The organism is Ensifer sp. 4252, from assembly GCF_050434565.1.
Taxonomy (GTDB): domain Bacteria; phylum Pseudomonadota; class Alphaproteobacteria; order Rhizobiales; family Rhizobiaceae; genus Ensifer.
In genome coordinates this window covers 149,691-163,460 of the sequence record NZ_JBNDIU010000014.1, presented here as the reverse complement: position 1 = coordinate 163,460, position 13,770 = coordinate 149,691, and the positions used below count along the sequence as shown (strand labels likewise).

The following is a 13,770-nucleotide window of genomic DNA, read 5'->3' as shown; positions in this document are numbered from 1 at the left end:
ATTCGGTCTGGCAGGCAAAGTCTTAGATTTACCGGTGAACTGTGGGTTGAACCGCATGTTACCGGCAAGTACGTAACGGTTACGAAGGGCTGTAACGTCTGGTTGCGCCCAATCTAGCGGTTGCTTGGCAGTTCGGCGCCGAGCGCCGGGTTGAGATCTGGCAACTCGTTGGCCGGCACCGGATCGTCGTCGCCAGACTGCTCCAGCCAGCGGTTTCTGGCCCTGCTAAGGCCGGCGCTAAGCGGCACGAGATTCGGCGGCTGCGCCGTGTCCTGCTGACCTCGATAAAGCGACTGCTGGTGCTTGGCGAAGGCCGTTTTTGTCTCGGGGTCGGCGAAGCGATCGAGCCATTGGGCCAGCGGCACGTTTCCCGTCTTGCGCGACCAGGCATCGATTGCTGCTTCGAAACGTCGAGCATCGCCGCTTCGGCATCCCTCGTCTACGCGACGGAATGCCGTCGGCTCGGACTGCGCTTTGCGCATCCGTGCCTCTTCGAACCACGCCTGAAGACGGCCCGCTACCGCGGCGGCAAGGTGGATCAGAAGCGCCAATGCCGCCATGGCGAGGCCAGCGCCGACCCACCATTGCCAATCGAAGGGGGCCTTCTCCGGCGGCGGAGACGGCGGGGCAAGGGCGGTCGCGTCTGCAGGTGCTGCCGCAACCGAAACCTTGGCCAACGGCGCTTCGGCCGTTTCCGCCTTGCCCAGCGACGGATCGAACCACTGCAGCGTGATTGCAGGTAGCGTGTAGCCACCCGCTTTCGCAAAGACATAGGTGGCGGTGTCCCTGCGGACGCCGCCCAGGAACACGCCGCGATCGGACCTGTCCTCTGAGAGCACGGGGTCGTGGACATAGACCTGCACGCCGGCTGGTACTCCGAAGGACGGCTCCGGGATCATCATTGCCGCCAGTCCATCCGCTTGCACGGTGACGGTGCGAACCAGAGCATCGCCGGCGCGCAGGCTTGCCGGATCCCGGTCGAAGGTCTGCGTGATCGTCACTTTCGCCGCGGTGATGCCTGCCTTGCCGTCAGCACCGCCGGGCACTGCAGTAACCGTCAGGCGCAGCGTCGGCATTTTCACCCGGCCCTGCGTCGTTTCGCCCGGAACGGCCGCATAACCGAACGGGATGTCGACAGGCGGCAATGTGTAGTCGCCGGCCGCCTGCGGGGTGATGACATAGGTCTTGCGGATGCCGGAGAAATCGACGCCGTCGATGGTTTCGTTGAGATTCAGGCCGCGATCATCGGGCATCGTCACAACGGCGCCGGGCAGGTCGAACAGCGGAAACTGCGGCGGCGACAGAAAGTAGTTCGGCGCAAAAACGTCGACGTCTACCTCAACCTGCTGTCCCGCATAGATCGTTCCTTTGGTAGCGAGCGTGGCGCGGGCGAATGGATCGGCTGCCAGCGCCACGTTTGTCAGCGTCAGCAAGAACGCGCCGAGTGCAAGGAGAATGGACCAGATGCGTCGGTTCATGGCTCGGCATCCTTCGCTTCGATCGCGAATTTCCGCGCCAGCAGATCGGCAGGGGAGACCTGGATATTGCGCATCCACATCTCGGCGGTCTGCGGCGCCCCGGGAACCGTGCCTTCCTTGCCCTTCTTGCCCTTGTCATCGAACTGGATCTGATCCGGATCGAGCCCGGCAGCCTCCTGCTCTGCGTCCTGGTCCTGCTTGTCCTTGTCCGCCTTGCGTTTCTCGGCCACGGCCAGGTTCTGTTTGGCTTCGGGCCAGTCCGGGCGACGTTTGAGCGCCTGCTGGTAGGCGGCAATTGCTTCCTCTGCCTTGTCGAGGTGCATCAGGGCGTTGCCCTGATTGTAGTAGCTTTCCGCGTTATCAGCCTGCGCGAAGGCATCGATGGCGTCCTGATACCGTCCGATGCGATAGAGTGCGACGCCTTGCCAGGCTGGATCGGTGAAGTCGCCGGCTGCACTCTGGAAGTCGCTGCGGTTAACCGCGCGCTGGCCCTGCTGGTCCGGGGTAAACCAGAGATCGGCAAAGCTGCGATCGGCTGCTTCCGCCTTTGCCCCGGTTAGCAGCGTGCCGACGGCAATCAGATAGACCGCCCAGCGCACCGTCCAACCACGGCGGAACCAGAGCGCGGCGAGAAGCGCGATCGGGATGGTCAGCCACCAGCCAGCATCGTACCAGCGCGTCAGACCTTCCGCGGTCTTTTGCGCGAAGCTGCTCTGGATCCGCCTGATGATCCAGCGCACGTCGCTGTCGTCGGGCGTGACTGTTGCGACTTGCGCTTTCGACGCCGCCTGCAATGCCTTCAGCGCATCGACGTCGAGCGTGGCGCGAACGCGCGCGCCCGTCTCATCTGTCAGGAATTGGCCGTCGGCCGTCTTCACCGGGCCGCCGTCGGCGGTGCCGATGCCGAGCACCATCAGGTCGTTGCGCCCCTGATACCGTGCGAAGGCGTCGAACGCCGTGCGCTCGACGCCATCGGTCATGAACAAGATCGTGCCCGGCGCGGTCTCGCTGGAAAGCGCGTCTTCCGCCACTTGCAGTGCCTTGCCGGTGTCCCGGCCCGTAACCGGCATGATGCCCGGCGACAGGGCCGCCAGATAGGTCTTGATCAGGTTTGCATCGTCGGTGAGCGGCAGCACCATGTGGGTCGTGCCGGCATAGGCAAACAGGGCTGTGCGTGCGCCCTTTCGCAGAGAGAGGATGTCCTGCACCTTCAGCTTTGCCCGTTCGAGCCGTGTGGGTGAAACATCCGTGGCATTCATCGTTTCGGTCAGGTCGATGGCGATCGCCAGCGGTGCGGTATCCTCGACAAAGGGGGGCTTTTCGCGTTGCCATGTCGGACCGGCAGCCGCGATCGCGCCGATCGCGATCAGCACGGCCGTCAGGTGGACTGGTTGCAGCCGTCGCTTTCCGCCTTTCTCGATCAGCAAGTGGTCGAGAAGATGCGGCGCAATCATGCCCTGCCATTGCGAGCGCACATCGGTGCGCCGGCCGATCAGCATCACAAGCAAGGGCGCCGCCAGCAGCGCCAGCAGCCAAAGGGGTCTGAGGAAATGGAAGTCGGCAATCATGCTCCGGCCCCCCGTTCGCGGCGCCGGTCTGCGCGGGCCGACAGCAGCCACATGATGCCATGATAGACGAGGACGAGGTTCAACGCCGCGCCGAGCGGATAGTGGAACAGCTCGCTGCGCGGCCGCCAGGACAGGGTCTTCTGGTTCGCCGGCGTCAACTGGTCGAGAAGCTCGTAGATGGTTTGGAGCGAGGCCTGGTCCTGGCCGAAGAAATATCGCCCGTGTGTGGTTGTTGCGATCCCCTGCAGCACTGCTGTGTCGAGCTTCTGCTCCCCTTGTGCGTTGGGATCGCCGATGCCGACCGTGTGGATGACGATGTGCTTTTCGGCGGCGATGCCGGCGGCCTTGTCGGGCGGCATCTTGCTTGCGGTGTCGTTGCCATCCGTCAGCAGGATCAGGACCTTATCCGGCGCCGTGCTTTGATCGAACATCTTGATCGCAAGGCCGATCGCATCGCCGATCGCGGTGCGCGGCCCCGCCATGCCCGGCAGGCTGTCGGCCAGCATCGCCTTGACCGTCTTGTGGTCGAGCGTGAAGGGCACGAGCGGGTAGGGGGCGTCGCCAAAGGCGATGAGGCCGAGGCGATCTTCGGGTCGCTCGTCGATGAAATCGGCGACGACCGTGTGCACGGCATCGACACGGGCCTGCAGATTGCCGGTGGGATCGTGAAAGTCACGCGTATCCATCGATTGCGACAGGTCGATCGCCAGCATCAGATCGCGCTGCGGTTCCGTCTTTTCGATCGGCGGCTCGATATATTGCGGCCGAGCAAGCGCCAGGACGATGAGGAACCAGCAGATCGGCGCAATCAGCTTCTGCCCGAGGTTGGATTTGGGCACGACCGATCCTTCGGTCGCGCCGATGCCCGCCGCCGCGGTGATGTCCTTGAAGAATGGGATCCGAACCGCCGCCGATTGCTCGCGATAGGCCGGAAGCAGCCACCAGATGACGACTGGAAGCGGCAGCAAGACGAGCAACCAGGAATGATCAAGAACGTACATGGTGCGCCTCGATCCAGTGGCGTGCCGCCGCTATGTGAGCCTTCGCTTCGGCTTCAGGGACAGATGCCAAAACCGCCGGTCCGCGGTACTCCGCTTCTTCGAAGAAATGCGCCGCGGCTGTGGGAAAGACAGGGCCACCGGAATGGGCGTCGAGGAAGCCGGTCCAGCCCTTGCCGCTCAGATTGGCAATGGTCTCGCGTGGCCAGACAGCAAGCGCGGTGCTCTTGAGAAGGACGGGCACGGCGGCAAGTGCCGTGCCACGTGTTTGAGCAGCGCCGATGCGCTGTTCGATCAGGCGAAGCGCGGAAAGCGCCTCGCGACGGTAACGGTTGAGCTCCCGGTAGCGAAGCCAGCGCCAGAGAGCGAAGGCGATCACCAGCAGAACGAGCGCGGCGAGCACGGCCCAGGCCCAGGTCTGCGGCAGCATGGAGACAGGCGGCGGTAAGACGATATCGGCAAGTCCGCGGAGCGCTGCAGCGAGACCGGGATCGACGGTGGGCGTGCTCCCTTCCATCGCTACCGTCTCCGCTGACGCCAGGCCAACTGGCCGAGCATGTTGCGCAATTGAGGTGCGATCTCTTCCGCCGAGGAAACGGGCAGCATCGGCAGGCCCAGGTCCTCCTGCCATGCCTTCAGTGCACGGCCGCGTTTGCGGGCGAAGCTGTCGATCGCCTCGCGGACGTTTCCGCGGCCAAACTGAAGTTCGGCCTGCTGCGCGCCGCCGCTGACGACGATGTCACCCTTGCGCGGCAATTCGAGCATAAAGGGGTCATAGATCAGGATGGCGATCACGTCATTATGGGCAGACAGCTTGAGCAGCATGTCGCGCGTTTCCAGACCGTGGCCGTCGAAATCGCTGATGACGATGATCAGATGGTCATGCCTGGCGATATTGGCGACGGTCGAAAGCACGAGGTCCAGTTGCTCGTCGCCCCTTGCAACCTTGGAGGTTGCGGTGAGCGCGGTGTTGTGGCGAACGATGACGTCGGCAAAACGAATGACGGCCTCGCGGCTGCGATAGGGTCGGACCTCGTCGACGGTCTCATCTCCGAACACGAAGCCACCGACCCGGTCGCCGAGCGCCGTGATGCGCCAGGCGCAAAGGGCTGCCACTTCGGCGGCGGCGACCGATTTCATGGCGCGCCGGCTGCCGAAGAACATGTTGATGCGCTGATCGACGATGACAAGGGCCGGCCGATCCTTCTCCTCGTCATAGACCCGCACGACCGGCTTGCCGGTCCGCGCCGTCACCCTCCAGTCGATGGTGCGAATATCGTCGCCCGGCAGGTATTCGCGCAGTTCCTCGAACGACAGCCCCCGGCCGCGCATGCGCGATTCATGGCGTCCGGCCAGCAAACGTCGAACCGGCGCCTTGCGCAGGAAGGTCAGGTCGCAGGCAATCGCTTCGAGGCCGACCAGTTCGTCGACGGAGGTGTAGGCGCCCGATGCCTCCACCTTTCGTGGATGGGCAATGCCCTTCGATCGGGCGAAGGCGGACAGGGATATTGCCATCGGGCCTTCTCCATCTCTCAGGCAACAGCGACCTGTTGTACGATCCGGTCTACCACCTGGTTGGCGGTCGTGCCGCCGGCATGGGCTTCATAGGAAAGCACGAGCCGGTGGCGAAAGACGTCGTGCACGATCGCCTGCACGTCATCGGGCGTCACGAAGTCTCTGCCCTTCAACCAGGCATGGGCACGCGAGACCCTGTCGAGACCGATGACACCGCGCGGGCTGATGCCCACCTGGATCCATTTGGCCAGGTCCTTGTCGAGCTTGTCCGGGTAGCGCGTCGCCATCACGAGCGCGACGATATAGTCTTCGATCGCACTCGAGACGGTCACTGCCGAGATCTCCTTGCGTGCCGTAAAAACCGCATCCTGTGCCAGTTTTTCGCCGGGCTTGGCTTTGCCGGCGACAGCCGTTTCTTCCGAACGCACCAGCCGCATGATCTCGGCCTCCGATTTGGCGTCGGGGTAGTCGACCTGGATGTGCATGAGGAAACGATCGAGCTGCGCCTCCGGCAAGGGGTAGGTGCCTTCCTGCTCGATCGGGTTTTGCGTTGCCATCACCATGAAGAGGTTGGGAAGTTCGTGGCTGTCGCCGCCGACCGTGACTTGCCGCTCCTCCATCGCCTCGAGCAGGGCGGACTGCACTTTCGCCGGTGCGCGGTTGACTTCGTCAGCAAGGATGAGATTGGCGAAGATCGGGCCTTGCTGAAAGCGGAACTCGCCCTTGCCGCTTTCTGTGAAATAGACCTCCGAGCCGGTAATGTCGGAGGGCAAAAGGTCCGGTGTGAACTGGATGCGAGACAGCTCGGCGTCGAGGTTCTTCGCCATGCTCTTGATGGCCCGCGTCTTGGCAAGCCCGGGCAGGCCTTCGACCAGCAGATGGCCATTGCTCAGGAGACCGAGCAGCAGGCGCTCGATCATGCCCTGTTGGCCGACGATGGCTTCGCCGATCCGCTTGCCGAGCTGTTCGATGTCGTCACGTGTACCCATGAGATTTAGCCCCTCCCGCCGACCCGGCGGCGCCAGCCCTTGTGAACTCTCAGGAGAGATTAAGGTTACATGCAGCCGGTTGGAAAGAACGTAACAGTAACGAAGCGGGCGATTGTGGTTCTCGATCAATCCGCGGGCGAGGCAAACGACGCCGGAATTCCATTCGTGGGCCGTCGTAACAGTTACGTACTTTGGAGTCGGAAAGTTTGCGTCTAGACTTCGGGATATCAGGATGGACGCGACATCCGCCCGGGAGATCGAAGCCGCATGCAAATACTATCCACAAGGCCGACCTTCGACGAAATGCCAGCGGCGATCAGCGCGCGCGAGCCGATCTGGACCGAAGGCGGTACCTTCACGATGGGATCCGACAATCATTACCCGGAAGAGGCGCCGGCTCACCCGGTGAAAGTCGACGGTTTCTGGATCGACGTCACGCCGGTCACCAACCGGCAGTTCGGTGCATTCGTCGAGGCGACCGGTTATGTCACCATTGCCGAGAAGGCGCCCGACCCGAAGGAATACCCGGGTGCGCTGCCGGAAATGATGCGGGCGGGGTCGGTGATTTTTGATCCGCCGAAGCGCGTCACGAGCCGTGATCCCTCGCAATGGTGGAACTTCAAGTTCGGTGCCGACTGGAAAAGGCCCTATGGTCGGCAGAGCAACATTCGCGGCAAGCTCGATCATCCCGTCGTGCACATCTCCTATGTCGATGCCATGGCCTATGCGCAATGGGCCGGCAAGGATCTGCCGACGGAAGCCGAGTGGGAGTTTGCCGCCAAGGGCGGCCTGATTGACGCGGAATATGCGTGGGGCGCCGAACTTGTTCCGGAGGGGCGCTTCATGGCCAACACCTGGCACGGTGCCTTCCCGACCGAGAACCTGCGCCCTGACGGCTTCGAGCGGACGTCGCCGGTCGCCAGCTTCCCGCCCAACGGCTATGGCCTTTACGACATGATCGGCAATGTCTGGGAATGGACAAGCGACTACTGGTCGAGCAATCACCCGGAGCCTGTGCAAAAAAGCTGCTGCATCCCCTCCAATCCGCGCGGCGGCGGGGCTGAGGCAAGCTACGACCCGCGGCAGCCGGAGATCCTGATCGCGCGGCGGGTGGTGAAGGGGGGATCGCATCTCTGCGCGCCGAACTATTGCCGTCGCTATCGCCCGGCAGCCCGCCATGCGCATGAGGAAAATGCGGCAACGACCCATATCGGTTTCCGCTGCATCCGTCGGCCGTAGACGCCTGACACCGACAGTCTTGTTTCAGTTGAGGAGGACACCCGATGACTTTGACGGCAGGAGAGTTCGCGTCGATTGATGTGGATGCGCATTGGAAGGGCTGGCGTCGACGGACCTTTATGGGAGTCGCGGCATCATTTGCATTGATGCTGGCCGCGCCGGCGCTTGTGGTGGCCGCTGATGCGCCTCCGGCCGGCCTTCCTTCCTGGAACGACGGCGAGGCGAAATCGGCCATCATCGACTTCGTGACGCGGGTGACGACCGAAGGCGGCCCTGATTATGTCGCTGAAGTGGACCGTATCGCCGTGTTTGACAACGACGGTACGCTCTGGACCGAGCAGCCGAACTATTTCCAGGGCATGTTCATCAACGATCGCATCAAGGCGATGGCCCCGGATCACCCGGAGTGGAAGGACAAGGAGCCGTTCGCATCGCTGCTCAAGGGCGACATGGCGGGCGTTGCTGCGGCCGGCGAGAAAGGTCTTGTCGAGCTCGCGATGGCGACACACGCAGGGATGACGACGGACGAATTTGCGAAGATCGTCAAGGACTGGTTCGCGAGCGCGAAACACCCGCGCTTCGACCGGCCCTATAACGAGATTACCTACCTGCCGATGAGGGAGGTATTGGATTATCTGCGGGAAAACGGCTTCAAGACCTATATCGTTTCGGGTGGCGGCATCGAATTCATGCGGCCGATGACCGAGCAGATGTACGGGATCCCGCCGGAACAGGTTGTCGGCAGCACCATAACCACCAAGTATGAACTTCAGGGCGACACGCCGGTGCTCATGCGTGAGCCGAAGGTGGATTTCATCGACGACGGTCCCGGCAAGCCGGTCGGCATCAACAAGTTCATCGGTCGCCGCCCCATCTTCGCCGCCGGCAATTCCGATGGTGACTACGAGATGCTGCGATGGGTGACATCTGGCGCAGGACCGAGCTTCGGTATGATCGTGCATCACACTGACGGCGAGCGGGAATGGACCTATGACCGCCAGTCGCATGTCGGCAAGCTCGACAAGGCGATGAACGAGGCCGAGCAGAGAAAGTGGCTCCTCATCGACATGAAGGCCGATTGGAACAAGATCTACGCTTTCGAGAAGTAGAGAGCCTCGCAGGGAGATTGCTCGCCGCCGGAGCAGTGGCGAGCAACGCCCACATCATTTGGATGTAATCTGCGTAAAGGCGATGCCATCGATCTGGCCGCCTTTCAGCCGGTAGACAAGCGATTGCATGACCATGGTGTTTTGCTCGCCTTGCTGCTGGTGGGCGTAGCGTACCATGCCCTGCTTCGGTGCTGCGCCGAAGCGTTTCTCCAGGGCGTCCGTGCCGTCCTTCAAGGTTGGAACCGGCAGCAAAAGGGGAGCGAGCGCAACGGTCGGGGTGTCGCACTTGTCGGCTTCGTCGGCAACTTCTTCGGTGGAGATGAACGTCACCGGCTTTTCGGCGGGCGCTGCGCCGTCTCTGCCGTTGGCCACGAACCAGATCCGCCGCGGCAGGTCACCGGTGGAAAGTTCGTAGCATAGCCAGCCGATCGACAGGCCCTCCACAGACCGGCTGCGGATGTCGCCTCCGAACGTCGCCTTGACCTCGTCGAGAGTCGTCTTTTCGAGCACGATCGAGAGCGAACCTGCGTTGACGAGATTGTTGAAAGGCGTTTCGAACTGGAACGTCTGAGCTGTCGCCGTTTGTCCGCCAAGGACGAGTGAGGGCAGGCCGCTCAATTTGTCGTCGCTTGCCGCAAGCTCGGTGCTCAGCAGTGTCAGAACGGTTGCGGCGATCCCGGCAGAAAGGAACGCTACCACACGTCTGCAATGAGATGTCTTGTCCAAGGATCGCATGGAAATCTCTCCGTTGTACTCAGCACGCGATGCGGCCGGTCGCCGAAATGTCATCGCGGGCATTCTAAGCATCGCAGTATTCCGCATCGAAGTACGTAACAGTTACAATCGGCGATGAGCCACTGTGGAGAAGCGCAATATGTCAGTTATGTCACCCTGTGGAAGCTAACTGTAGCGCACTGCCCAAGCCAAGCAAGCCATTGCGATTACGGTAAGCTGCGCGTCGCTCGCCCGTGGAGTGGCGGTTGCGACGAAAATCCCCTGACCTGGTTGTCAATGCCGGATCCGCCGAGATGTCATCGGTCCGTTTTCGGGTCGGGATCGCTTCGCCGTCAAGCGGGCGGCGCCAATGTTACTGTTACGTACTTCCGGAAATGGACGGTTCCTGCGAATTTGCGGGGCAGGAGAGGGATAGGCAGAAGTTGGTCGTCTGCCTGACCCGAGGCTGCATCCGTCAGGCAGGCATATCTCAACGAGACGCTGGCAAATTCAGAAGCAATGGCATTTCTGGATCTGTGCATGAGGCACGCGAACGACCTTCTCGCGCGCAGACGTGGTATGAAGCATCGATCGTCGTTCACGCGGGTAGAGCACAATGCCCAACGAAGCCAAACAACGGGGACTTTTGAAGCTGATGCTCAAGCTTCCGGCGTTGCGCGGCCAGTTGCAACTCCTGAGCGCCAAGAATATGCCGCTCGCCAGCCTTTGCGAGGCATATGACGAGGCGACCTCCATGCTGGATCGGCAGCGTCGGCTTGATCCGCAGGATGCTTCGATGGTGGCGGAGTACGAACTGATCTGTCTAGAGATCGAAGAGGAAGTGATTTCCGTCTGCCTCTCCAGTGCAAGCAGTGCATCTAATCCATCGTGATTAGTTATTCGTTTGTATGGAATTCGCGGTTTCTATCGCGCAACCCCTGTAATCTTACTGAATTTCCAGTTCATTTGTTGTTTCATTTTGGATCTGCGGCATTTGGCAGAAAAATGTTTTGTGACTGCCCGACATTTCTCTTTCCGCTTCCCGCTCTGTGATCTAGAGTTCACCTCGCATTTGCACTCTCTTTCGGGTTGTAGGTAAATGGGGGCGCGTTATGAACACAAGAGAAGACGCGGACCGAGCGGCTTACTGCCCTGTTGCCGAGCGCCCGGCACGAGTCGAACTCGACCGCATGTTGGGCGATCCGCGCTTTCATGGGACTGAGCGACACCGCAAGCTCTTGCGGTACCTGGTTGACGAGTTCTTCGCCGGCCGTTCAGCCTCGGTGAAAGCCTATACGATCGCGATCGATGTCTTCGCCCGGCCGAGCTCCTTTGATCCGGCGACCGATCCGATCGTGCGCGTCGAGGCGTCTCGGCTCCGAGCGGCCCTGGCACAATATTACGAGACGCTTGGCGATGAGGCTGTCCTGCGCATCGAACTGCCCAAGGGCAACTACGTCCCGCTTTTCGTCAGGGCTGACGGAAAGCCGTCGCAAGCCGTCCTCGTTCCACCTACGATGTCGCCTGATACTGCCGAGCCACCCCCACCATTGCCTGCGGCTGTTGCCGTCGGGCGCCGCATCTCCATGACGAATGTTGCCATTGCGAGTGCCGGGGTTTTGGTGATGGCCGCAGCGTTCTACGTGTCGATGGCCGACCATTTCCCGTGGAAACCGATCCTGTCCGAAAAGCCGACCGTCGTCGTCGACGTGCAGCCACAACGCGCGAAAGACGGCGAAGAGCAGCGGAAGATTGGCGACCATCTGGTGCATGCGCTGTCGCAGTTCTCGTCGGTACGGACGCTGGCGCAGGAGCAGCCTGCCGGCATCGACGTCGCGTCGGTGACGGGTTGGGTTGCGCCCGGACCGGCTGTCCGCCTTGCAGGCAGCAAGGAATATAGATTGTCGATCAGCTACAGCATGGCGAACGATGGTCACGAGCTCGCCTGGCAGGTGGTGGACCCGCAGAGCAGCGAGGCCTTGCGCTCCGGTGCGTCGAAGTTGCCGCTTGAGAGCGGTTCTGCCGAGGAAATTCAACAGAGGCTTTTGGTTAGACTTGCGCGCACACTCGCTGGTGAAGACGGTGTCATCACCAGCCTGGAGGCAGCACGCCAGCTCACTGCGCCGTCGCTGGGTTATGGCTGCGTGTTGCAGGCGGATATGGCCCTGGCACGAACCGACCCCGAAAATCTTGCGAGCGCGCTCGCCTGCCTCGAGCGGTCGCTGGCCTACAATGCAAACGACCCGGATGTATCGGCGAGCCTGGCAATGATCCTGGTGGCAACGGGCGAGGCGGGTACCTCGCCGATCGCTGGCAACCGAGCATTGAAGCTTGCCGATAGGGCAGTCGCGCTCGCCCCCCAGGCGAGCCAGAGCTACGTGGCACAGATGATGGCGCGCTTTGCAGCGGGCGATACGGAAGCGGCCTTTCTTTCGGGGCAGCGCGCCTGCGCGCTCAATCCGCTGGACGAGGCTATTCCGGCAAGGTTGGGGCTGTTGCAGTACATCTCCGGCCACTGGTCAGAAGGTGTCAGATTGGCGCGCCTGGCCGAGGCGAATGGGGAATACACGCATCACGACGCGGCGCTGACGTTGGCGCTCGACGCCTATCGTGGGCGCCGTTATGAGGAAACCCTGCTTCGTGTGCGCCAGCTTGCAAACACATCGGACCTGGCCGTCAACCTGCTTCGGTTGGCAGTCGCCGGCCAACTCGGATTGACGGACGAGGCCGCCAGCGCTCTTGATGAAGTGCGCGCACCGAAGAGGCCTGCGGATATCTCGCTTTTGGCTGCGCCGGTGACAAGGAGCTATGCGCCGGAACTGGTGGCGGTGATTGAAGACGGCCTCGGCAAGGCCGGCCTCCGAGCCGCCGGAAATCCCTAGGACTTTGGCGGCGACAGAGCCTGACGCAGCGCCAGCCTTTAGTTCTCGTCGGCGACGCGAATGACGAGCTTGCCGAAGTTGCGACCCTCCAGCAGTCCGATGAAGGCTGTCGGCGCATTATCGAGGCCGTCAACGATGTCTTCCCGGTAATGAATCTGACCCGATGCCATCCATCCGGCCATTTCCCGGTAGAAGTCCGGGCGCTGGTCGCCGAACTCCCTTTGGATGAAACCGCGAATTTGCAGGCTCTTGCTCAAAACGTCGCGCATGACGAGGGGCAGGCGGTCGCCACCCGTCCGTTCGCCGGGCCGGCTGTTGTATTGCGCGATCAACCCGCAAACCGGAATGCGGGCGAAATCGTTGAGGAGCGGAAACACCGCGTCCCATACATGTCCGCCGACATTCTCGAAGTAGATGTCGATCCCTGCCGGGCAGGCGGCTGCCAGTTGCGCGGCAAAATCGTCTGCGTGGTGATCGATCACCGCGTCAAAGCCGAGTTCGTCGCGAACGAAAGCGCATTTCGCGGCGCCGCCTGCAATCCCGACGGCACGTGCGCCCTTGATGCGGGCGATCTGCCCGACTGCCGAGCCGACGGCGCCGCTTGCCGCCGCAACCACCACGGTTTCGCCGGGCTTCGGCTTGCCGATCGTCAGCAGGCCGGAATAGGCGGTAAAACCCGGCATGCCCAGAACGCCGAGGGCGGTTGACGGGGGGGCCGCCGAAGGGTCGAGCTTGCGCAGGCCCAGGCCATCGGAAAGCGCGTAGCTCTGCCAGCCGGAGTGGGAAAGCACGAAATCGCCCTCGGCGAAGTCCGGGTGACGCGAGCGCACGATACGCGCAACCGTCCCGCCCTCCATCACGTCGCCGATCTCGACGGGCCTAGCATAGGATTTCCCGGCATTCATACGACCGCGCATATAGGGGTCGAGCGACAGGTAGACAACCTTCAGCAGGACCTGGCCATCGGCAGGCTCGGGGATCGCGGAACGACCGATCTTGAAATTGTCTTGTGTCGGCTTGCCGTCCGGGCGGGAAGCAAGAAGGATCTGGATGTTTTCGGAGGTCATGACATTTCCTTCCGCCGCTGGCGCATGCGCTCGGCGGCAGCGTAGCGGGTATGTGTTTCTGGTCGGGCTACCTTCGCGGGCGTCGCTCAAGACGGCAAGCCGCAACTTTTTACCTTCAGGCATAATGTTCGAACTGTCGAAGCAGTGAGCCCGGCATGGCAAAGGCCCAGCCGCTGCCAACGGTTGGGCCAAAGAGCAGATTTTTGATCTC

General features: G+C 62.1%; 12 protein-coding genes. 4 read left to right on the top strand and 8 right to left on the bottom strand.

The window, feature by feature from the left end:
* Positions 1-113 precede the first annotated feature (113 nt).
* The 6 genes from ABIE33_RS23365 to ABIE33_RS23340 are packed head-to-tail and all read right to left on the bottom strand — an operon-like array spanning position 114 to position 6,548.
* Positions 114-1,478 carry a BatD family protein gene (locus tag ABIE33_RS23365; protein ID WP_429130066.1) on the bottom strand — a complete coding sequence of 455 codons (1,365 nt, stop codon included), beginning with the start codon at positions 1,476-1,478 and terminating at the stop codon, positions 114-116.
* Positions 1,475-3,046 carry a VWA domain-containing protein gene (locus ABIE33_RS23360; protein WP_429130065.1) on the bottom strand — a complete coding sequence of 524 codons (1,572 nt, stop codon included), beginning with the start codon at positions 3,044-3,046 and terminating at the stop codon, positions 1,475-1,477. The genes ABIE33_RS23365 and ABIE33_RS23360 overlap by 4 nt, the downstream gene beginning before the upstream one ends.
* Positions 3,043-4,047, bottom strand: coding sequence for a vWA domain-containing protein (locus ABIE33_RS23355; protein ID WP_429130063.1), 1,005 nt, complete (start codon positions 4,045-4,047; stop codon positions 3,043-3,045). The genes ABIE33_RS23360 and ABIE33_RS23355 overlap by 4 nt, the downstream gene beginning before the upstream one ends.
* The gene (locus ABIE33_RS23350; protein ID WP_429130060.1) at positions 4,034-4,561 is read right to left on the bottom strand and encodes a DUF4381 domain-containing protein; all 528 of its coding nucleotides are present in this window, start codon (positions 4,559-4,561) and stop codon (positions 4,034-4,036) included. The genes ABIE33_RS23355 and ABIE33_RS23350 overlap by 14 nt, the downstream gene beginning before the upstream one ends.
* Positions 4,562-4,563: 2 nt before the next feature.
* On the bottom strand, positions 4,564-5,559 hold the full coding sequence (locus ABIE33_RS23345; protein ID WP_429130057.1) for a DUF58 domain-containing protein: 996 nt from the start codon (positions 5,557-5,559) through the stop codon (positions 4,564-4,566).
* Positions 5,560-5,576: 17 nt separating this feature from the next.
* The gene (locus tag ABIE33_RS23340) at positions 5,577-6,548 is read right to left on the bottom strand and encodes an AAA family ATPase (RefSeq protein ID WP_429130056.1); all 972 of its coding nucleotides are present in this window, start codon (positions 6,546-6,548) and stop codon (positions 5,577-5,579) included.
* Positions 6,549-6,851: 303 nt separating this feature from the next.
* Here ABIE33_RS23340 and ABIE33_RS23335 point away from each other — a divergent pair, with 303 nt between their 5' ends.
* A complete protein-coding gene (locus ABIE33_RS23335) occupies positions 6,852-7,787 on the top strand; it encodes a formylglycine-generating enzyme family protein (protein ID WP_429130165.1) in 936 nt (311 codons plus the stop codon).
* A gap of 146 nt (positions 7,788-7,933) precedes the next feature.
* Positions 7,934-8,896, top strand: coding sequence for an HAD family hydrolase (locus ABIE33_RS23330; RefSeq protein WP_429130163.1), 963 nt, complete (start codon positions 7,934-7,936; stop codon positions 8,894-8,896).
* 54 nt (positions 8,897-8,950) lie between these two features.
* Here ABIE33_RS23330 and ABIE33_RS23325 read toward each other — a convergent pair whose 3' ends face one another.
* Complete coding sequence (locus ABIE33_RS23325) at positions 8,951-9,631, bottom strand: hypothetical protein (protein ID WP_429130054.1); 681 nt, start codon at positions 9,629-9,631, stop codon at positions 8,951-8,953.
* A gap of 595 nt (positions 9,632-10,226) precedes the next feature.
* Here ABIE33_RS23325 and ABIE33_RS23320 point away from each other — a divergent pair.
* Positions 10,227-10,502 (top strand): hypothetical protein, encoded by a 276-nt coding sequence (locus ABIE33_RS23320; RefSeq protein WP_429130052.1) that lies wholly within the window; start codon positions 10,227-10,229, stop codon positions 10,500-10,502.
* A gap of 220 nt (positions 10,503-10,722) precedes the next feature.
* Complete coding sequence (locus ABIE33_RS23315; protein ID WP_429130051.1) at positions 10,723-12,492, top strand: hypothetical protein; 1,770 nt, start codon at positions 10,723-10,725, stop codon at positions 12,490-12,492.
* Positions 12,493-12,530: 38 nt separating this feature from the next.
* On the opposite strand, the gene ABIE33_RS23310 is transcribed toward ABIE33_RS23315, so the two are convergent.
* The gene (locus tag ABIE33_RS23310; RefSeq protein ID WP_429130049.1) at positions 12,531-13,559 is read right to left on the bottom strand and encodes an NADP-dependent oxidoreductase; all 1,029 of its coding nucleotides are present in this window, start codon (positions 13,557-13,559) and stop codon (positions 12,531-12,533) included.
* Positions 13,560-13,770: the final 211 nt, after the last annotated feature.